Below are 21,558 nucleotides of genomic sequence, written 5' to 3'. Positions count from 1 at the left end.
GATGGCATACGTAGCGGTTACCGGCGGTCAAGAAGCGATCGCAGAAGCGAATAGTCTGGTCCAATATTATCGAGTAAAGGGATCGACACAAAGTATCGATATTGAGCTGATCGAGAACCAGCTTCGCTTGTTAGTCGATCGGGTTATGGGGGAAGGCGGGATCTATGCCCCCGAGTATGCAGCGATTGCATTAAAGCAAGCAGAAGGCGATCCGGCAGAGGCGGCTTTCTTGTTACGAGCCTACCGTTCGACATTGCCAAGGAATCATTATTCCTTAACGGTAGAGCCTGCTGATATGCGTGTTATTCGCCGAATCTCTTCCTCCTTCCGGGATGTTCCTGGAGGCCAGATCCTTGGACCGACTTATGATTATACACATCGCATGTTGAACTTTTCCCTGCGTCATGAGGGGGATGAAGAGATGGTTGCTTTTGCCAACCAATTTACAGAAGAGGCCGTTCCCCAAGATGGCAGCCTTACATTGAAGAAAGTAGCCGATTTGTTAAGAGATCAAGGACTTATGGCAAAGATTACGAATTCGCAAGCAACGGGACAAGAAGAGCCCTTTGATATTACGAGGCAGAAGATGACGATTCCCTCTACAAGAGCGGCGCGCTTGCAGACTCTGGCTCGCGGTGAAACGGGGGCCATGACGGCACTCGCTTACAGCAGTATGCGCGGTTACGGTGTCGTGCACCCGACAGTGGGCGAGCTTCGCGTAGGATACTCAGCGGTCCATATCCCACATCCTTATAGTCAGGATGGAGAAGATGACCCAATCTATATCGGGGAAATGATGCTGACTGAAGTAGAAACGATTAATTCCTTCAAGCAGGATACGAAGTCTGGAGATGTGCAGTTCTTGCTAGGGTACGGACTTTGCTTCGGTCAGAACGAGGTGAAAGGAATTTCCATGGCTATTCTCGAGCGCAGCTTGGAGACAGAAGGCACAGCGCCGGCACAGGATGAAGAGTTCGTGCTGACGCATATCGATTCCGTTGAATCCAACGGATTCGTCTCCCATTTGAAACTACCTCATTATATTACATTCCAATCGTCGCTCGATCAGATCCGCAAAGTCCAAGTGAATCAACAGGAGAAAGCGAAGAACAAGAAGGAGGAAGAGCAGCATGCAGCAGATGGAACTAACCGTGAAGAAGCCGAATCAAAGGACCTTCAGCACAACGGCGTATAACTTCGCTTTTCTGGACGAGGGCTCGAAGCGGGAAATTCGCCGCAAATCATTGAAGGCTGTTGCTATTCCAGGATACCAGGTCGCATTCGCATCCAGAGAGATGCCAATCGGAAGAGGCTGGGGAACCGGCGGCTTGCAGCTCACGCTATCTCTCCTGGGCCAGCAAGATGTTCTGAAAGTCATTGACCAAGGCAACGACGATAGCGTCAACGCCGTCAGTATCCGCAGATTGGTTGAAGAGACTAGCGGAATTACAACTACGGAGCAGACTGCAGAAGCTACAATCATCCAATCCCGTCATCGGATACCTGAAGAGAAGCTGCTTCCTAATCAGATCCTGGTGCTGCAAGTTCCGCAACCAGAACCATTACGCAAGGTCGAGCCTCGCGAAGAGATGACGAGAATACGTCATGCCGAGATGGACTATAGCGCGATGTGGTTAACGTTGTACGAAAGTATAGTGAAATGGGGCAGCATCACACTGGGGGCAGACTATCCGGTTATGGTTCATGATCGATATATTATGGCGCCAAGTCCGATCCCTCGTTGGGATACGGAGAAGCTGCATCAAAGTGATCATCTCTCATTATTCGGGGCTGGCCGCGAGAAGAAGCTATATGCGATCCCGCCCTATACGAATGTAACTCCGCTCCAATTCGAGGATTATCCATTCACAGTCGAGACCTTCAAAGGAAAATGCTGCCGTCATTGCCTCAATGCCGATACGTTCCTCGATGAGGTTACGGAAGAAGCATCAGGAGTTACCGTATATCAATGCTCCGATACAGCTTATTGCAAAGAACAGCAGAAGAGGAGGGGGTAACCCATGTCGATGTCCACTCTTACTACAGCTTCAAGTGATCGGAATCAGGAGCCTTTGCTCTGGAACGATTCTCCTCTGCTCCAGGTTAAAGGGCTGAGCAAACGATTCGGACCGGGCTGTCCTCATTGCGAGCATCCTTCTACGGATGAGCAAATCAGCAGCCGTTGCCAGTTATGCGGCAGCATCTGGGCTTGCCGCAGCTTGAGCTTCGATCTGCACCCAGGGGAGATTCTTGGGGTTGTCGGAGAAAGCGGATCAGGCAAGAGCACGCTTGTGAAGTGTTTGTACTTCGACGAAGAAACGACCTCCGGCAAGATGAGCATCTCGAATTTCGAAGAAGGAGAGTCGAATCTGTTCGAGAAATCCGCTCAGCAGAAACGCTATGTCCGCAACCATCTAATGGGGATGGTTTACCAGAACCCGTATCTGGGACTTCGGATGAATTTCTCCAGTAGCGGCAACATTGCCGAGAAGCTGTTCGCGGCAGACCAGTATCATGTGGGCAGCATTCGTGAGCGTGCTTCGCAATTGCTTCAGCAGGTAGAAATTCCGCTGCCCCGCATGGATGAGCCGCCTAAGAACTTCAGCGGCGGCATGCAGCAAAGAGTGCAAATCTCTAAGGCGCTAGCGAATAATCCCCCACTATTATTGCTCGATGAAGTGACCACTGGTCTTGACCTATCCGTTCAGGCTAAAGTATTGGATCTCATCCGCAGCATTCAAAGGGAACTGCAAGTGGCCATGATCGTCGTGTCTCACGATCTGGGCGTGATCCGAATGCTGTCTGATCGAACCATGGTGCTTCGGCAGGGGCTAATTGTCGAGCAAGGATTGACAGATCAGATTCTGGAGGATCCTCAGCATCCTTACACGCAGCTGCTGGTGCATTCCTTACTATAGAAAGAGGTGATTTGCTCATGCTTAAGGTAATCGGATTAGGTAAACGTTTCGAGCTTTCCATCTCGCATGATATGATCGTTAATCCCTTCGAGAATCTTTCCTTTGAGATTGCAGAAGGTCGATTTATGGGTATAGCTGGTCCAAGCGGAATCGGGAAGTCGTCCATTCTGAAGTGTGTATACCGCACGTACTTACCGTCCTCTGGCGAGGTGTGGTACAACTCTTCTTTGTATGGGCCTATCGATTTGGCCAGAGCGAGCGAACGTCAAATCTCGCATCTGCGCATTCACGAGATCAGTTATGTATCCCAGTTTCTGAAAGTCATTCCGCGTATATCCGCTTTGGACGTTGTTGCGGAACGATTGCTTCCGATGGGGTACTCCCTGCAGCAGGCCAGAGTGATAGCGGAACGGCTATTGCAAAGATTGAATATTCCTGAACCCTTATGGCAAGCTTACCCGGCTACATTCAGCGGCGGCGAGCAGCAGCGTGTGAACTTGGCAAGAGCTTTTATCGTGCGTCCCCGACTGCTTATTCTGGATGAGCCTACCGCTTCCCTCGACAATGATACGAAACAAAACGTGCTGGCCATTCTAAGAGAGATGAAGCAAGAGGGCACAACAATGATCGGAGTGTTCCATGATTGGGATGTGATGGGCAAGGTGGCCGATCAGATCCTCGATATGCGTACTATCCAAGCGGGTAAGGGACAACAGCAAATGGCGGGCGTGGAGTAAATTCCTTCGAAGGAGAATGACTATGAAACGGAATCTGACGATACATGGCGGCAACATTGTAACGCCTCATGGCATTATTGAGAATGGAACAATCGTATTGGAAGACGGCCTGATTGTGGATATTCGTCCTTCCACTGCAGCTACCAAAGCTTTGGCCGATTACGATGCAACGGGTCGCTGGATTTTGCCGGGAATGATCGATACGCACAGCGATGCAATAGAGCACGAGATGCAGCCGCGACCGACGAGTCGGTTCGCTCTCGAGTTCTCCTACTACGAGCTCGAACGCAAGCTGGTTAGCCAAGGGGTAACGACCATCTATCATTCCTTGAGCATGTGGGGCGAGAATACGACCAATGACTTCCGCAAGAATAACAGCGTAAAAGAGATTGTGAACAGTATCAGTGAAATGCGCAAAAAGGAGCACTTGATTCACCACCGCGTTCATATTCGTATCGAGGTGACGAATGAAAGTGTCGTCCCATTTGTGGAGCAGTTTATCGAAGATGGCGTGGTAGATCAAATTTCTTTTATGGATCATACACCTGGTCAAGGGCAATACCGCAACAACGAAGTACAAAAGAAATTCATCATGGAGCGCCAGAAAAAAAACGAAGAGGAAGTCATAGCGATTCTGGAAGAGCGTAAGCATCGTCCCAAAATTGCTGAAGAGGAGCTGCAGAAGCTGGCAGATCTGGCCTTTCAACGTGAGATTCCATTAGCTTCTCATGATGATGATACAATCGACAAGCTGGATGCAGTCCAGAAGTGGAGAGGGACAATCAGTGAGTTTCCGGTCGATATAGAGGTTGCTATCGAGGCCAAACGCCGTGGTCTGCATGTTGTGATGGGGGCTCCTAATGTTATGTTAGGACGTTCGCATAGCAACAATCTATCTGCCCGGGATGCGGTGCAAGCAGGAGTGGTCGATATACTGTGCTCTGACTACTACCCTCCAGCTATGCTGCGAGCTGTTTTTCTCCTGCATGAGCAGGGGCTCGGATTAGTTGAAGCGGTCAATATGGTGTCCTTGAATCCAGCTAAGGCTCTCAGAATCGATGCTCGCACGGGCTCTCTGGAAGTGGGGAAGGAAGCAGACTTATTGATTGTGAAAGGGGATCCTCAAGGTCCTATTATCGAGAAAGTGTTGGTTCGCGGTCAAGTGGTATGTCAGATGGACTATATCACCGGTTTAACTTCAGCGGCATTGAGGGGAGTAGAACCCATTGAAGCTTAGAGGCGTAGGGGTTAGCTTGATGTCGTACGAGGCGGTCAGTCAGCTGGAGCGATTGAAGGCCAAGCTGATCAAAGTGCAGGAAGCAGGCTTCAACGTAGTTGAGCTCCCAATTCAAGGGATGAGAGTGATCTTGAACGGAGTGATTGATTATGAGCGGTTAGACGCTTATATCAAGCTCCTAGACAGCTTCCCTCTCCACTATACGATGCATGCGCCGTTTGATCTGAACTTGTTCCGTCGGGATGACCTTGCTTTTGAACAAAAGCTGTTGATGGCTTCTCTGGAAGTAACAGGAGCAGTCGGATCAGAGGTTCTCGTCTATCATGTTGGACGTTTTGTAGGGGAAGAGCAGTTCATTCATCCTCATACTTGGAACAAGTATACAGCAGCTGAGAAGCAGCAATTCATGCAGCAGGAACAGGAAATTATGCGGATTGCTGGAGAGCGCGCGGAACAACTGAATATTCGAATTGGCATGGAAAATGTACGCCCGTATTTGGATTGCACGGATTATTGTTATTCGACTATCCCGCAGGCACTCGCTCAGCAGGTTGCAGCTGTCAACCATCCTTCCGTCGGAATTACTGTGGATATAGGTCATTTATATTTATCCGCCCAGATGTATGGACTTAACCTGCAACATGAGCTGAAAGCTATGCTTCCTTACGCGGTGCACCTTCATGTGCATGATAATTTCGGGAAGCCATGCTTCTCTACTGAAAAGAACCAATTCGAGCTTCTTCCGCTAGGCCGCGGGGATATGCATATGCCGATCGGGCAAGGCTGTGTTCCAATGTTAGACATTGTAAAGCAGTTGGAGACCTCGGCTTACGATGGGTACTTGATCCATGAGATTCGAGAGCAGTATGAATCTCATTGGTCTGAACTGTCATACAAGTATAACGACCTCCTGGTCTCAGGCAGAGGGAGGGCGGTCTGATGATGGCGAAGCTCGGAAAAGTCGATCTGCACTGTCATACGAAGGCATCCGATAATACACTCTCCATCAGAGAGGTCATTCTAGCAGCCAAGGCCGCGGGGATCAGTCACCTGGCGATCACGGATCATGATACGACGCTTGGTGTGGAAGAAGCGATGGTACTTGGTCTTCAGCATCATGTTCACATTATTCCAGGGATTGAGATCTCTGCGTATGATTACAAACGGGATCGAAGGGCGCATATTCTAGGTTATTTCATCACTCCCGATCATCCAGCTCTAGCGGAGCTTTGTAATCCGATTGTCGATCAGCGTCATCAGGCTTCGGTGCAAATGGTGCAGAAATTGAACGAAGCAGGCTATAAGGTCGCTTGGGAGCAAGTATTGCGCTACGTTGAAGGCGGATCTGCAGTGTACAAGCAGCATATTATGCATGCTCTGATGGATAGCGGTTATTGCGAGGAGCTGTTCGGTACCTTATACCGGAAGCTGTTCTCACGTAATGGTGAAGGCGACCAGCCCGGTCTAGCCTATATCCCGTTGGTGTATGCTGATGCTGTTGCTGCTATCCGAGCGATCCGCGAAGCGGGAGGAGTCGCAGTGCTTGCTCACCCTGGACAGCTGCACAATTATGAAGCGATTGCCGAATGGGTAGAAGCAGGATTAGAAGGCATTGAGGTGCATCACCCGTCGCATGACGGAGCAGAAGTAGAGAAAGCAAGGTCCTATGCAGAGCGATATCATCTAGTGATGACCGGAGGTTCTGACTTCCACGGAGGATACGGGAACCCGGCTTATCCATTAGGCAGTATAGACGTTGGCAGGATTAACTTGCAGGCTTTGATGGAGATAAAAGGTAGACGGTAGCTGCTGCTGGAATACTAGTGTTAGAAAAGATAGCCCGACTAAAGAGCTGCCGAGTGGCATGCTGGAGTCGGGCTATTGACTGTTCAGATTTGACATAACGCATGCTTTAAGGGAAATTGTGGATAGGAATCCGCGATTAGCAGGAAAGCACAAATCGACCACGAATATACCATTGATGGTAAAATGTACCTACTCTTATAGGTGATAATTGGAGGAAAAATGTGAAAAAGTACCTAGTTATTCTTATGGCAGCCGCAATGTTATTAGGTTCGAGTACCGCAATTGCAGCAGAGAGCAATCCGACAGCATCATTGGAGCAAAGCATTCAAGTTTATAAGGACGGGGAACGAATCTTTTTCAACGAATTACCTTTGATTGAGGACGGGACCACCCTTGTGCAATTCAGGCCGATCTTCGAGAAGCTGGGTCTGCGCATTGAATGGGACGGTACAAGCCGGACGATTACGGGAACGAAAGGAACATTCAAGATCACCCTGCAAATCGATAACCCTATCGCCAAGATTAATGGAGAAGACAAGGCATTAGCCTTGGCCCCGCGACTCATTAATAGTCATACTTTCGTGCCGTTGCGATTTATTGGGGAGGCCACGGATAGCAAGGTTATCTGGAACGGCGATACAAGGACGATTGATATTAACTCTACTCTTTTGTCCCAAATCCAGGATGTTGTGTATGCAGATGAAGCTAAGCTTCGGTATGAAGGGGATAAAAAGGATTCTAAGAAGGATGGGACTGGGAAGCTTTATTATCAAGGTAACCTTTGGTACGAGGGGCAATTCTCTCAGAACAATCTGGAGGGAATAGGAAAGCTTTATGATTCGACGGGGAAAGTAGTACTTTATGAGGGTCAATTTAAGAGTAATAAAATGAGTGGGCGGGGTATTTTGTTCGCAAGCAATGAGAAGAAAATATTCGAAGGAATTTGGGAAAACGGATTAAGGACGGGCCAGGGGATTAGTTATTCGGGCGCGGGCAACCTTCTCTATGAGGGGCAGTTCCTGAATGATTTATTTGAGGGCGAAGGAAAGCTGTACCATTCGAATACAGGTTTAGTTTCCTACCAGGGAAAGTTCAAAGAAGGTAAACAGGATGGCATAGGCAAGCTCTATGATTCTGCAGGTTACTTACGTTACGAAGGAGAGTTTGCTGCAGGTAAGAAGCATGGAAAGGGCAAGTCTTATGCTGCTGCCACAAGGTTGTTGAGCTATGAAGGAGAGTATAAAGACGATCTCAGGGATGGCTATGGGACTATGTACTTCTCAGGCGGATCCAAGTATATCGGCGGGTTTAAGAACGGAAAGTTTGAAGGCCAGGGCAAGTATTACAGACAAGATGGAAAGCTGGAGCTGGATGAGGAGTTCAAAGAAGGCTTCACAGCAGCAACAAAACGTCAAATCAGTGTTTATTCCTTCCTGAATGGGACCGCCTTAATAACGAATTACTCTTCGGGCATCTCCTATCAGGATTTAATTAATGGAAAAACCAATGTATCAAGGGTAACATCGGCTGATTATTTCGGATTCAATTATTTTGAGCGGAACAGCTCGCGTGAATATGTTTTTGACGAAAGATTATTTACGTTACACATTATGAGTCGAGACGAGTATGAAAAAGATAAGAAAGAGTACAAGTGGCTCACCGAAAAGGAAGGGAAAGTATACGTATATACTTTGGGGACCAACCCATTCCTAAATGAAGGATCCAGCAAGAAAAACTATGAGGAGTATAATTCATTAATGGTTCTGATAGACAAAGTAATAGCTAGCTTTAAGGTTCTGGATATGGATGCAGATTATTAACAGTGTGGGAGAATAGGAGCTGGGGCGGGCATGAGGAAATGTTGTTATCTAATCCTATTGTTGATCGGGGTAACTGCTTCTGGAAGTGCCTTTGCTGAAGAGGCAGAGCATTCCTTTGTCATTGAAAGTGAGCAAGAAGTGAAGGTTTATCGTGACGGCGAGCCGATCTTTTTCAACGAATCCCCTCTTATTGAGGATGGAACAACACTAGTACAATTCAGACCTGTTTTTGAGAAGCTGGGTCTCCGAATCGAATGGGACGAAGCTTCCAAGACCGTGACTGGGATTAAAGGAACATCGACAATTGTATTACAGATTGATAACCCGATTGCGCGGATCAATGGTATAGACAAAGAGTTGGCATTAGCCCCGCGCCTAGTAAATGGATATACATTCGTGCCTTTAAGATTCGTCGCGGAAGCTACTGAAAGAAGCGTTGTGTGGAATGGCGAGGATAAGAGAATAGATATCGGCTCTACATTGTTATCTGAGATTCAGGATGTAATGTATGCTGAGAATGTTATGCTCCGATATGAGGGAGAAAAGAAAGACTCCAACAAACATGGGAATGGCAAGCTCTACTATAAGGAAAAGTTGTGGTATGAAGGGGAATTCTATCAGGGTAAGCTGGATGGAAAAGGAAAGCTGTATGACAGCAGCAGGGAGCAAGTCCTGTATGAGGGTCAATTCAGGGATAACAGGATGAATGGGCAAGGAGTTCTGTATTCGGGCAACGGGAAGAAGTTGTTCGAAGGCTTATGGGATAACGGGTTACGGAGCGGGTCAGGGATCAGTTATACGAATAGCGGAGCGATTGTGTATGAAGGCAGGTTTAGTGATGATCTTTATGACGGTGAAGGAAAGTTGTATAATCCTGAGTCGCGATTGATCTCTTACCAAGGTATGTTTAGAAAAGGAATGCCGGAAGGTATGGGCAAGCTGTATGATTCTTCAGGCAACTTGCGTTATGCAGGTGAGTTCAAGGAAGGGAAGAAGCATGGGAAGGGAAGATCGTATACAACTTCAGGTCTGGTAAGCTACGAGGGAGAGTATAAGGAGGATAAGAGAGACGGAACTGGAACCCTGTATCTTCCTGGGGGCTCCAAGTATGTTGGAGGTTTTAAGACAGGGCAGTTTCATGGGGAGGGCATACAATATAGTCCAAGCAATGATACGATCCAGTTGCAGGGAGAATTTATAGCAGGCTTTACCAAAGATTTCAGCACCCCGATTGTTGGGTTTATTAGTGAGGCCCGAGGAACTAAGCATTTCAATTTCTCAGCGGGTTATTCCTATCGAACGAATTATACGGGTGCATTGAGCTATAAATTCAGTATGCGTTTTTCTGTGAACCATTTGTCATTCATTTACAAACATTCAACCAGTGGAGTCCCAGGCACGTATAATCCTACTTTAGTGACGGTTAGTATCCTTTCCCCCGAGGAATATGATAAGAGCCCGCTAAATTACATCAAAATATCTGAAACGGACGGAAAAGTGTACGCTTATGTTGTAGAAAACAATCCCTTTGTTAGTGATGGTGCTAATACAGCACAGTATGATGAGTTTAATTCCTTGCAGATTGAGATGATAAAAGCTGCAGAGAGCATCGAGCCATTTAACTTATCCAATTACTAGTTCAGAGTTGAACCCTGGATTTATGTATGATCCAAATATGAGATAAGAGAGAGAGAAGACTGCATTGTGGCATGTCTTTTCTCTTTTTTGTGTGTCTGACTTTATTCGTCCCAGGCAGGAATTTCCAAAGAACTTGTCGAAAAGTATAGTAGGAAGCAACTGCAGTTAAGTTTCGTACATTTCCCCTCATCCCCTACCTTTAATTTTGCACTATGACACTATCTTCCTGAAACATCCCCTATTTCAAACCACTTTCAACTTGTCTCATAGATAAAAGGGAAAGGAAAATGATTATGTAGTATGGATACGATATTGAACTATAAGAACAATCCGGCCAATGATAGAATCAAAGAATTTAGTGTTGTTGGCATTGCAGCTTCACCGGAAAAGTTGGAAGGGTTAGAGCAATTTCTGGGGCATTTAGATGTCGTCCATGGACTGACCTTCATCATTGCCCAGCATGCTTCAACCAAATCGGAACTATTTCCAATAGAACGGCTCTCTAAGCATACCAATATGAAGTTTTTTCATGCAGTAGATCAAATGGAGATTCGTTCGGATTGTATTTATTTGCTGCCCCCCCATCATGATATTAGCTTCGGATCAAGAAAAATATGGTTAACCGACTATTCCGCTGATAAAGGCAACGATTTACCCGCTGATAGATTTATGTATTCACTTATCGAGAGCTTTGGGAGCAATGCGATAGCTATTCTTTTTTCAGGTGAGGACAAGGACGGTACACTTGGAATAGACCGGGTTTCAAAAGCAAATGGATTAGTAATGGTTGAGGAAAAGGATACAACAAAGCCTGTTCGTTTGACCGGGAGCGATATCGAAGTTGATCGGACCGATTATTTTCTTGCTCCTGATGAAATGCCGCAACACATTATTGAATACATTGAATTCTATATGAATCAGACTAAACAATCGATTGAAGAAGAATTAAGTACATTATTTTCGATCGTGAAGCAAGCTTCTGGTGTAGATTTCTCTGTTTATAAGCAGGCCAGCATTATGCGTCGTATTCAGAGGCGGATAGGTATGCAACAATTTCAATACCTCAAGGAATACAATCACTATCTATACAATCATTCCAATGAGGTTACCGCCCTGCAAAAAGATTTATTAATTGGTGTGACGCAATTTTTCCGGGATCCGGCCGCGTTTGAAATTCTTGCAGATAAAGTACTGCCTACTATCTTCGAGCAACGTGGAGTGGAGAAACTAATTCGGGTCTGGGTTGCAGGGTGTTCTACTGGAGAAGAAGTCTACTCCTTAGCTATACTGATTAGAAAATATATGGAGGAAATAGAAGAAACATTTGACATGAAAATATTCGCCACCGATTTGGACAAGGAGTCAATTCAATTCGCCAGTAAAGGGATATATCCCGAAGGGATTTCCCAGAACGTGCCACCGGAGCACTTAAATGCTTACTTCACTCGTCAAGGAAATGAATATAAAGTGAATAAAGAAATTAGGCAGATGGTCATTTTTTCCCAGCACAATCTGATCAGTGATCCGCCTTTTACCCAAATCGATCTGGTTTTATGCCGTAATCTGTTAATTTATTTACAGGTAGAAATGCAGAGAAAAGTGATCTCGTTGTTTCATTTTTCATTAAAATCAGATGCTTTCCTCTTTCTGGGTCCAAGCGAAACATTGGGGAAACTAACCACTCTATTCATGCCTCTAGATAATAGGTGGAATATATACCATCACAAGGCAAGTAATTCGTTATTGGCAACGGGTTCCTTAGGTGATACCGAAAATGTAAATGAGAAAAAACTGAATCATAAGAATAAAGTGATTGTAAGATTAAAGGAAGCAGAACGCGTTCTTAAATTGGAAACGATTTATACAAAGCTGATCGAAGAATATGTAACTGCATGCATTATACTCGATAAGAACAACGATATTGTCCATATCAATGGGAATGCCAATCAATATTTAGTGTTCCCTAAGGGCAAACCAACCCTCAATTTGTTTAAGCTGGTTCCGGAATATTTGGGGGTTGTTATCGGGACTGTACTTCATAAAGCGAGAAAAGAACTCAAGGAGATCATTTGTCGGGATGTAGAGATTAAGGATAGCCATAAGGGACATTCTATTCATTTGAGAGTGAAGCCATTTCAACTCGGCTCGAGAGATGACAAGATGATGATCCTGTTCTTTGAAGATGTTGCTGAACAGATAGAAGCTCCTGCCAATGATGTAATAGATGAAGACCTGCTTCAGATTCATCGCTATTCAGAGAAGGATATCAAGCAGCACATCCAAGACTTGGATCAAGAATTGGTTCATGCGAGGGAATTACTACAATCTGCTAATAGTAAATTAGAGGTTTACAACGAAGAGTTAGAAACCTCTAACGAAGAGTTGGGAATGGCCAATGAGGAATTGATTGTTTCCAATGAAGAGCTGCAAAGCACGAATGAAGAGCTACAATCGGGAAACGAAGAATTATTGGCCGTGAATCATGAATATCAATTTAAAATTCAGGAATTAACCGATTCGAATAACGATATGTCCAATTTCTTCAACAGCACCAATATTGCGACTATTTTTCTGGATTCAAAGTTGAATATACGCAAATTTACACCTGCGTTTAGCAAAGAAATTAACTTGCTAGACTCGGATATAGGGCGTTCAATTGGCGAGATCAAACACAGTTTAGAATATGACCAATTGATGGCTGATGCAATGAAAGTGCTTATTACGGGAGAATCTGTCAAGAAAGAAATCCGGAATTCAAATGGTAAATGGTTCAATATCAAATTATTTCCTTATCTAGCATATGATTCTGTGTATCAAGGAATTGTTGTTACATTAATTGATATTACTGAATTAAAGCAAGTGAGAATGTCTGAAGACTCTACGGAGCAAAAAAACAAGCAGGAATTGCTCTCGGTCGTAGGCCTTTTGGCAGCTGGAATCGCACAGGAGATTCGTAATCCATTAACCACATTAAAGGGATTCACGAAAATTATTGCACCTAGTACAGAAAAAAATGATTATATTGATATCATGACTACGGAATTGGGGCAGATCGAAGCTATAACTGATGAATTGCTAATCCTGGCTCGGCCGCAGAAGCAGCGTTTTGAGCAAAACGATGTAGTATTGATTTTGCAGGAAGTAATCTCTATGTTTGAACCGCTGGCTACTGTCTTCAATGTGGACATGATTACGAAATTTGCAGATCCGGTGCCTTTTGTCAATTGTGTTCCCAATCAACTCAAAATCGTATTTAGCAACATTATCAGGAATAGTATTGAGGCGATGCCAACGGGGGGCAATTTGTTTATTAAGGTGAAGGTTGGTGCTGAGGAATCGGTAATCATTAGCTTTAGCGACAATGGGCCAGGTATTCCTGAGGACAAGCTAACCAAGCTAGGAGATACCTTCTATACGACAAAACAAGATTGCATTGGGTTAGGCTTAATGGTCAGCTACAAAATTATCGAGAGCCATCAGGGTACGATATCAGTTACAAGTAAGTGGGGTAAGGGGACTTTTGTAGAGATTATCTTGAAACAAACCAATAAGTGAGAGCTCAGCCGTATTAATCGGCCCCGAGCTTTTTTTGTTAGAGCTGGCTAGTATGATGGTTAGGATAACGAGCATAAGGGTAATAAGTTAAGATCCATATCAAATAAATGGTTATTGTCTATATTTTGGAAAAATATGAAATAGAGGCGGCACAAAAATGAAATATGTGAATTTGGGACGTACGGGATTGAGAGTAAGTCGGCTCTGCCTAGGTACGATGAATTTCGGCCAAAATACGGAAGAAAAAGAAGCGTATCGTATCATGGATGCGGCACTGGACGCAGGAGTAAACTTTTTTGATACAGCTAATGGATACGGCGGCCAGAAACGCGGCTTTACGGAAGAAATCATAGGCCGATGGTTCGCTCAGGGGGGCAGCAGGCGTGAACGCGTCGTTCTGGCCACCAAAGTATACGGCAACATGGAAGACCCTAACGATGGACCGAATACGGAGAGCGGACTATCTGCCTACAAAATACGTCGGCATCTTAAGGGCTCATTAAAAAGGCTGCAGACTGATCATATCGAGCTGTACCAAATGCATCATATCGAACGCAACGCTACCTGGGAGGAGCTGTGGGAAGTGTTTCAATCGTTGGTTCAACAAGGAACCGTCGATTATATCGGCTCCAGTAACTTTGCGGGGTGGCACCTTGCTCTGGCACAAGCCGAAGCTAAAGCAAGGCACATGCTCGGACTGGTATCCGAGCAGCATAAATACAGCTTATTATGCAGAGAACCGGAGCTGGAAGTATTGCCGTCAGCCCAATATCACGGGATCGGGGTTGTGGCATGGAGCCCGCTTGCCGGAGGCTTGCTAGGTGGGAATGCACTTAACCCGCAGAAAGGTTCCAGATCCTCTCATGAGAGGAATGCTATAGAGGCTAAACGGGCGCAATTGGAGCGTTTCGCAGCACTTTGTTCGGAACTGGGAGAAAGCGAGTCGAATGTTGGCTTGTCCTGGATCTTGGCAAATCCGGCATTGACTGCGCCGATCATTGGCCCAAGAACCCAGGAGCAGTTTGAAAATGCCCTTAGGGCTGTGGATATAGTATTGACAGAGGACACAATGGTCGAATTAAATCATATTTTTCCCGGCCCCGGCAAGCCTGCACCTGAAGCCTATGCGTGGTGAATAGGGTTAACTTAGGAATTCGTGGCTGTTTGTTATAGACTTATATTTCGCTAATAAAAAGGAGTCTTATACGACATGTCGTGTAGACTCTGTTTTTATATGGCTTTTCTATGATAGCTTGTCACAATAATTACATCTAGATCACCCCACACGAATCCTTATTGGCAATATAATACTAATATGGAGCTTTATAAAGATAGAAGCTGGGAGTGAATCGACATGGATATGTGGCATGGTGCAGCTGGTGTATGTGTAAATACCAACAAACAAATGCTTATGATTCTGCAAGGAAAACCGGAGGAAGAGAAGGCTTGGTCCGTGCCCTCCGGATGTCGTGAACAGGGAGAATCGTTAGAGCAGTGCTGCATCCGAGAAGTGCTGGAGGAGACGGGGTATGAGGTCAGAGTAGTTCGGCTTCTGCATGAAAAACGAGGCTGTCACGCTCAGATTGATTTCCAGATTACTTATTTTGAGGTAGAGGTAGTAGGTGGAGAAGCAACCATACAGGATCCGGATCAACTGATTCATGAGATAGCTTGGAAATCGTATGGTGAGGTAGAAGAACTGTTATTTTGTTTTGAGGAAGACAGACAGGTTCTGTTGGATTATATGAAGAGGAAAGAACTTAGTATGGCAGCCCCGGGAGTGAGTGGAATTGAAAAGAGTCGACGTAGCTAGCGTAATTATTATTAACCCAACAGATCAGAGTCTGTTAATCGTCCAGAATAAGAAAGGCGATTCCACGTATTGGAGCCCTCCGGGCGGTGCTGTTGAATCAGGAGAAACTCTGGAGCAAGCGGCGATTCGCGAGACCAAAGAGGAGACCGGATATGATGTGGAAATAATAAGTCTCCATTCAGTAAGGGAAGCTTTCTATGTTGCAAGAGGGCATCATGCGATCATCTTCACATTCATGGCGCGTGTCGTAGGGGGAGAAATGAACATAATGGACCCCGACAACGATATTGTCGATGTTAGGTGGGTCGATTTGCCTACTGCTTTGCAGCTGAATCCGAAGATGGAGAGACTTCAATTATCGCCTGACACTATGCATGGAGCGGGTTTTTACTCCTTTGAAGGTGACGTCAGCGGCTAAGGCGGGAAGATTAGATGTAGAATCGATTGATTCAAATAAACCTTCTAACGGACACGGTAGTGTTGTTGGGAAGGTTTTTTGCCGTTAATTAAGCATTTTGAAAAGTATCGTTGACAGCGTTTCCAATTGATGATTATAATAAGAGAAACAAACCAGAAACAAATCAGAATAATGAGTTTTTAAGTTTACTAAATGGGTAATCATGGTATTTTTAAATCAGAATTAAATCAGTAAAAAGGTTGGCGATTTAATTAAGATACGAAAAGGAGCTGGTATCGATGAAAGAAGAGAACAATGGCAAACCGGGCACTACAGAAAATGGGAAAAATGAAACGATGAGCCGGAGAAAGGTGCTAATGACCTTGGGAATTGGCGGTGCCATTCTAGCCGGTAATGCCTTAGCATCCAAGGTAGCACTAGCGAGCGATGAAGATTTGGATAAAAAAGATAAGGAAAAGGGAAATACCGTACTGCAGGTTGCAACTGTGCAACAATTACTCTCGCTTTCTTCCAAAACCCTGATTGATGGGTTATATGTACATGTTGGCGGCTATTACCAGAATGGAGACGGCGGTGCCAAGCTTGTTCAATGGAAACCTGGCAGTACTAAGGCTGATAATGGCGGGACTGTGCACAGCAACGGAGGTCAGAATGGCCGTTTCGAGGTAGTGCATAACGGTGTTGCTGATTTTCGCTGGTTTGGAATCTTTGATCCAACCAAGAATGCAGATGCAGCGTTGGATGCAATGGTTAATGATCTATCTATCCATCGGGTTGAAGCGCATTCAGACCTGAACTTTATTGTTCGACATGTATATCATCGCAGTAATATTGAAGTCGACTTTCATAATCATACGGTTACAACGGTAGGGATGCAGTTGAACACGATCGACAATCCATTTGGTGCCGTCTTATTTTTTCAAGGGACTGGGCTAGGGGTGAGTCAGACGGTAACGCTCGCAGCAGATGTTCTGGAGTACTCTGACATATTCGAGGTTGCGGACTCCGCTCCATTCGAGGTTGGGAGCTGGTGGCATGCGCAGATCAAGAACAACACGGGAGGCGGGGCACAGCGGGAGCTTGATTACTTGGTTAAAGTTACGGAAGTATTCAGCTCTACTCACGTTAGATTTAATTACAAATCCGGATGGCAGCTCGCTGCAGGCCGACAAATTACGTATAAGAAAATTAACCCTGCTGTACGATGTCATGTACGAAATATGAATTTCATAGGGATCCCCGTTCCAGTCAATGGAACCAGCCTGAGACCGACTCCGGATTGGGATATGATCGGTTCTAATCCTGTAGCTTACGAGTTCGCAGTAGAATGTGATGCTACCGGTATAAATGCGACCAAGGTGTTCTGGCCTGTCGTTATGCGTCGATACAACACTCATTTCTTAACAGAACGCTGTCAATTAATGAATCCGGAGGAGCGCGATTGGGGCGGTACCGGATATTTAACCCAACAAATTAATGTGTTATACGGACATGTGAAAGATTGTAATACCAGCAACAGCCGTCACTTGAACGATTTCACGAATGCTGCGTATTGCATGGTAGAGAATTGCCACGGCGATGGCGATGAGTACGGCCCATTTGTAACACACGGACAATATGAGCATGATTTAACGTTCATTGGAAACTCTGGTTTACTATCGTTCGCGAACAGCGGAACATTCTGGGGAGATAGCGCCAAGCGGATTACGGTCAAGAAACACATAGCATCACGTATCGTAGCTCACAAGCGGTTAACGGACTTGACGCTAGAAGACTGTCATGCTGTGGTCACATATACCAAACCAGGTGTAAAGATGGCGAACTCGGGTTCGATCTGGGTCAATATGGACGGTTTACAGATGAGAGGCTGTACAGCCCAGGAAATGATAACGATTAACAAAGGCTCTTCCCGAGCCAAACGGAAGAACATCATCGATAGCTGCTCGTTCGGTATGTTGAATGGGTATGAGATTGCCCGTCCTATTCGCTCAGGTACAACACAAGTGGGATTCACCCCCAGCAACGGAGAATTGACCATTCTCAATAGTGAGTTCTATAACGTGGAAGAAGTTACGCTTGGCAGCATTAATAAATTAACTTTAATCAATACGTGGTTCAAGGGTGCTTCAGCTGCAACAGGTAAGATCAAAGTTGGGACCCGTGAGATTATTATGCAAGGTGGAGGGCTAATTAATTGCGGGTTCGTGTTCACGGGTGCCTGGGATAAAAGAGGTGATGTGAACAATCCCGCGAATACTCCAGATCAATCCATCACAGTAGATGGTGGAGCAGTGTTCAGCGGAACAAATGGCGAGAAAGCATTCTTGAAAAGTGTAGATCCTGCAAACATTATTACTTGGAGTTTTGGAGATTGTGTCAGCACGGCAGGCGACACGAATACAGCTCATTTTCACATTGAAGGTGGCAGCCATAAGTTAAAGGCTATAGGATCACGGTTTATTGGGGGTACTTACTCGGTAACTAACGGAGGTTTTGGCGGCAGCAATTATCTGTTTATGAATGCAATAATCGAAGAAGGGGTCACTCGCTCTTCACTTCCAACGGAGACAGACACGATTCAACACAGTAAGAATAATATAACAATAGCTTAGAGCTTAAATAGAACAGCAGGCAAGCGGATCTTAACGGCTTGCCTGCTGTTTTTTCCGCTTTCTCAATAATCTGGGCGATTCCCCAATCCATTACCTGGTATGATCTAACAAATATTTGGCATATCCAATCGGACTGCTGTAAGTTTGTTGGAACTCTTCGAGCTGCTTGCCTTCTTGAAAGCAGATGCGCAGATCTCTGCCGTTGCTCTCAATAAACAGAGGTTTTCCATTGCTGTCAATCCCGACATCAAGTCCAATATCCGCGAGATGCGGCAAATGCCCGCTCAATCGTTCGGCAACAGCAAGCGATAGCTGTTCTACTTGATTCCTTGTATGAGCTGGTTCCAAGTGAGGATATTCCCTTAGCACGTCCTCGAAAGAATGAACCTGACCCCCTTGTGCGATATTGGTCAGAAAGACATTGGCTTTGGCAACCTTAACCGCGATACCGGACACTCGCCATGAACCAGACTCGTTACGTTGGACTGACACGCGCATATCGAACGGCCGACCGCGGTACGTGGCAAGCGGCCAACATTGCTGGACCAGGTAGGAGCAGGCGTGAATTCTTCGCAATAAGACGGAAGGAAGTCTTGAACGAAAAGCTATCGTTCTACGAATTCTACTCTTCCGTGTAATCGCATAATCGAGGATCCATCGATCACCGTGTCGGGCTAGTTTCATAATACCACGCCCAATGCTGCTGTTGTCTGGCTTCACAATTAACGAGTCAAAGGAAGCCATCATTTGTCTTATGCTTTGAGCGGTCGCGGCTACTGTCACAGGAAGATGGCTGCTTACAGTTGGGTCTTGTTTCAGGAGCTCATGAATGGCTTTTTTACCATACCGATTCCAAACATTAAAAATCTGTTTTCCGCTTTTAACAAGACGTTCGATCCTGCCTCGGGCGTTGGAATTGAAGTATAAGCCGCGATTATGAATGACTTTTGGAGCAGGAACAATCTTTTTGACGTAGTTGCCTCGATCCGATAATACAAAAGCCTGTATATAAGGAGAATCAGGCTCTATATCTTGTAAACGGAAGTAACAGGGCGTAATGCCATGCTGTCGCCCTGCTTGCTCGTAACACGGTAATGACTCGTGTCCACCTCTGCCGGTCGGGATACGCCTATACAGAGAATCGTTGACCATGATGCCTACATAGCGGTTGACCATTACAGTTCGCTCACCTCCATTTTTACAGTATGAAAGTAGACGGGAGAACGTATGGACGGGTGTTAGGGGGGAAGTGACCATATTGTCCAGAAGGCAAATCAATATGGAATGTTAATCGATGTGGAGCAATGAGGAGCAATGAAAGGAATCGTTCCGACAAAGCTGACAGCAAGTTAGGTTGTAATAAAAAATGAAGAAATACAAGGGGCACCTTTCCTATTTGGTGTCCCTTTTGGCAGGCTCTCCACATACGATATCAAAATAAAGCAGAGGAGAATGTGAAGATGCCTGCCTATCGCATAATAGTAGATTTGTCTGATCGTAAACTGCACTTGTTGGATGGTAATCAAGTCGTAAGGTCTTTCCCGGTCGGGATAGGTCGGATGGTAACCCCCACTCCTGCGGGACAATACACAATCGTGAATAAAGCAGTCAATCCGGGGGGGCCTTTCGGTGTTCTTTGGATGGGACTTTCGAAGCCGCATTATGGGATTCACGGAACGAACGATCCTAGCTCTATTGGCAAGTTAGTGTCCCATGGCTGTATTCGAATGCACAACAAAGATGTGTTAGAGCTATCCAAGCTGGTCTCCATCGGAACGAAGGTAATGATACGTGCTTAGCCTGCGTCCTGCTCGACCGATCGCTGTCGTTACTCCAGGGACATTCCCTATCCCATCAGGCCGCAGCAGTTCCGTTGAGCTAGTGGCGATGAACGTTGGGGAACGGCTTCGTCTCACATTCCAGATGCCTCTTCATGTCTTGGGTGTGAAGACGAGGAGATTGCCTTCCCAGCAAATAATAGACGGAGTAGTGTATGTCCGCTGCCCGAAACGCGCCTACATTAGTCACGTTTATGCGAGATTGAAGCGTTTGAAGCCAACGCTAGTTCAAGTTGAGAATCGTCCTCGTTATGCCCGCTACCTCAAACGTATGTTAGGCAGCAAATACCCAGTCGTACTTTCTCTGCATTCCATGACATTCCTCTCTAGACCGCATATTTCATATGCCAAGCTGATTCCATGTTTGCGAAGTGTAGATGCCATTCTAGTCAATAGTTACTTTCTGAAGGAAGAATTGATTAAGCTTGACTTCCGGTTGTCGAACAAAATTGTTGTTAATCACTTAGGGGTTGATCCCGAGCGCTTCCCTTCCCGTTGGTCCGAAGAGTACCAAGCCGCGCGTCAGCAGTCTCTGCAATCACTTGGCTGGGCAAATTGTAAAATCATTTTATTCGTAGGGCGGTTAATACCGATCAAAGGGATTCACCATCTTCTTAAAGCCATGCCAAAGGTATTGGAACAACAGCCTGATGCGCGATTGCTGATTGTAGGAGGCGCGTTTTATGGCAGTAACAGAACTACCCCTTACGTAACGCATTTGCGAAGGCTGGCAATACCACTAGGGAATGCTGTTCAATTTATTCCGTATGTCCCGCATGAGCGTATAGCAGAGTGGTTCCGGTTAGCTGACACTTTAGTAGTTCCTTCCTCAGAACGTGAAGCGTTCGGTTTGGTTAATGTGGAGGCGATGGCGTCAGCCGTACCGGTAGTAGCTACTCGAGCAGGAGGAATGAGTGAAGTGATTGAACACGGCCGGACCGGATTGCTCGTGCCGCTGAACGAGATCGATCAAGAGCTTCCGAACAGCATTGTTGCTTTGCTGCAGAACGCAGAATATGCCCGATTGTTAGGGGAACAGGGACGCCAGAGGGTGCTCGAGCAATTCACTTGGCAGCATACAGCAGAACGATTAGTCAAACTGTATCAATCCCTGCAAAACCAGTGACCATGATCTGGGTGTTTGCATATGTTACAAATGACTACCT

General features: G+C 45.8%; 17 protein-coding genes. 16 read left to right on the top strand and 1 reads right to left on the bottom strand.

Going from position 1 to position 21,558, the window contains the following annotated elements; translation table 11 throughout:
* Position 1 precedes the first annotated feature (1 nt).
* The 14 genes from AC58QD_RS23240 to AC58QD_RS23175 all read left to right on the top strand — a co-directional run bounded on the left by AC58QD_RS23240 (position 2) and on the right by AC58QD_RS23175 (position 18,554).
* Entirely contained in the window at positions 2-1,195 is a 1,194-nt protein-coding gene (locus tag AC58QD_RS23240) for a carbon-phosphorus lyase complex subunit PhnI (protein ID WP_497337392.1), read from the top strand.
* Positions 1,140-2,018, top strand: coding sequence for an alpha-D-ribose 1-methylphosphonate 5-phosphate C-P-lyase PhnJ (locus AC58QD_RS23235; RefSeq protein ID WP_497337488.1), 879 nt, complete (start codon positions 1,140-1,142; stop codon positions 2,016-2,018). The genes AC58QD_RS23240 and AC58QD_RS23235 overlap by 56 nt, the downstream gene beginning before the upstream one ends.
* Before the next feature lie 9 nt (positions 2,019-2,027).
* Entirely contained in the window at positions 2,028-2,918 is an 891-nt protein-coding gene (locus AC58QD_RS23230; protein ID WP_497337487.1) for an ATP-binding cassette domain-containing protein, read from the top strand.
* Between the two features lie 17 nt (positions 2,919-2,935).
* Complete coding sequence (phnL, locus tag AC58QD_RS23225; protein WP_497337391.1) at positions 2,936-3,655, top strand: phosphonate C-P lyase system protein PhnL; 720 nt, start codon at positions 2,936-2,938, stop codon at positions 3,653-3,655.
* 22 nt (positions 3,656-3,677) lie between these two features.
* A complete protein-coding gene (gene phnM, locus AC58QD_RS23220; protein ID WP_497337390.1) occupies positions 3,678-4,892 on the top strand; it encodes a phosphonate metabolism protein PhnM in 1,215 nt (404 codons plus the stop codon).
* Positions 4,882-5,832, top strand: coding sequence for a sugar phosphate isomerase/epimerase family protein (locus tag AC58QD_RS23215; RefSeq protein ID WP_497337389.1), 951 nt, complete (start codon positions 4,882-4,884; stop codon positions 5,830-5,832). The genes phnM and AC58QD_RS23215 overlap by 11 nt, the downstream gene beginning before the upstream one ends.
* Entirely contained in the window at positions 5,832-6,698 is an 867-nt protein-coding gene (locus tag AC58QD_RS23210) for a PHP domain-containing protein (protein WP_497337388.1), read from the top strand. The genes AC58QD_RS23215 and AC58QD_RS23210 overlap by 1 nt, the downstream gene beginning before the upstream one ends.
* Positions 6,699-6,919: 221 nt before the next feature.
* A complete protein-coding gene (locus AC58QD_RS23205) occupies positions 6,920-8,518 on the top strand; it encodes a stalk domain-containing protein (RefSeq protein WP_497337387.1) in 1,599 nt (532 codons plus the stop codon).
* A gap of 30 nt (positions 8,519-8,548) precedes the next feature.
* Positions 8,549-10,156 carry a stalk domain-containing protein gene (locus AC58QD_RS23200; RefSeq protein WP_497337386.1) on the top strand — a complete coding sequence of 536 codons (1,608 nt, stop codon included), beginning with the start codon at positions 8,549-8,551 and terminating at the stop codon, positions 10,154-10,156.
* Positions 10,157-10,456: 300 nt separating this feature from the next.
* Complete coding sequence (locus AC58QD_RS23195) at positions 10,457-13,711, top strand: CheR family methyltransferase (protein WP_497337385.1); 3,255 nt, start codon at positions 10,457-10,459, stop codon at positions 13,709-13,711.
* Between the two features lie 157 nt (positions 13,712-13,868).
* A complete protein-coding gene (locus AC58QD_RS23190) occupies positions 13,869-14,846 on the top strand; it encodes an aldo/keto reductase (protein ID WP_497337384.1) in 978 nt (325 codons plus the stop codon).
* Positions 14,847-15,065: 219 nt separating this feature from the next.
* Entirely contained in the window at positions 15,066-15,524 is a 459-nt protein-coding gene (locus AC58QD_RS23185) for an NUDIX hydrolase (RefSeq protein WP_497337383.1), read from the top strand.
* On the top strand, positions 15,502-15,942 hold the full coding sequence (locus AC58QD_RS23180) for an NUDIX hydrolase (RefSeq protein WP_497337382.1): 441 nt from the start codon (positions 15,502-15,504) through the stop codon (positions 15,940-15,942). The genes AC58QD_RS23185 and AC58QD_RS23180 overlap by 23 nt, the downstream gene beginning before the upstream one ends.
* A 278-nt stretch (positions 15,943-16,220) precedes the next feature.
* The gene (locus AC58QD_RS23175) at positions 16,221-18,554 is read left to right on the top strand and encodes a hypothetical protein (protein ID WP_497337381.1); all 2,334 of its coding nucleotides are present in this window, start codon (positions 16,221-16,223) and stop codon (positions 18,552-18,554) included.
* 90 nt (positions 18,555-18,644) lie between these two features.
* On the opposite strand, the gene AC58QD_RS23170 is transcribed toward AC58QD_RS23175, so the two are convergent.
* Entirely contained in the window at positions 18,645-19,730 is a 1,086-nt protein-coding gene (locus AC58QD_RS23170; RefSeq protein ID WP_497337380.1) for a YheC/YheD family endospore coat-associated protein, read from the bottom strand.
* Positions 19,731-20,014: 284 nt separating this feature from the next.
* On the opposite strand from AC58QD_RS23170, the gene AC58QD_RS23165 reads away from it, so the two are divergent.
* Positions 20,015-20,353 carry a L,D-transpeptidase gene (locus tag AC58QD_RS23165; protein WP_497337379.1) on the top strand — a complete coding sequence of 113 codons (339 nt, stop codon included), beginning with the start codon at positions 20,015-20,017 and terminating at the stop codon, positions 20,351-20,353.
* The gene (locus AC58QD_RS23160) at positions 20,346-21,518 is read left to right on the top strand and encodes a glycosyltransferase family 4 protein (RefSeq protein WP_497337378.1); all 1,173 of its coding nucleotides are present in this window, start codon (positions 20,346-20,348) and stop codon (positions 21,516-21,518) included. Before AC58QD_RS23165 ends, AC58QD_RS23160 begins: the two co-directional genes overlap by 8 nt.
* Positions 21,519-21,558: the final 40 nt, after the last annotated feature.

It is taken from the genome of Paenibacillus sp. J2R1T-4, from assembly GCF_059692235.1.
The sequence above is the reverse complement of the archived record's forward strand: the minus strand, read 5'-3'. Positions and strand labels throughout refer to the sequence as shown.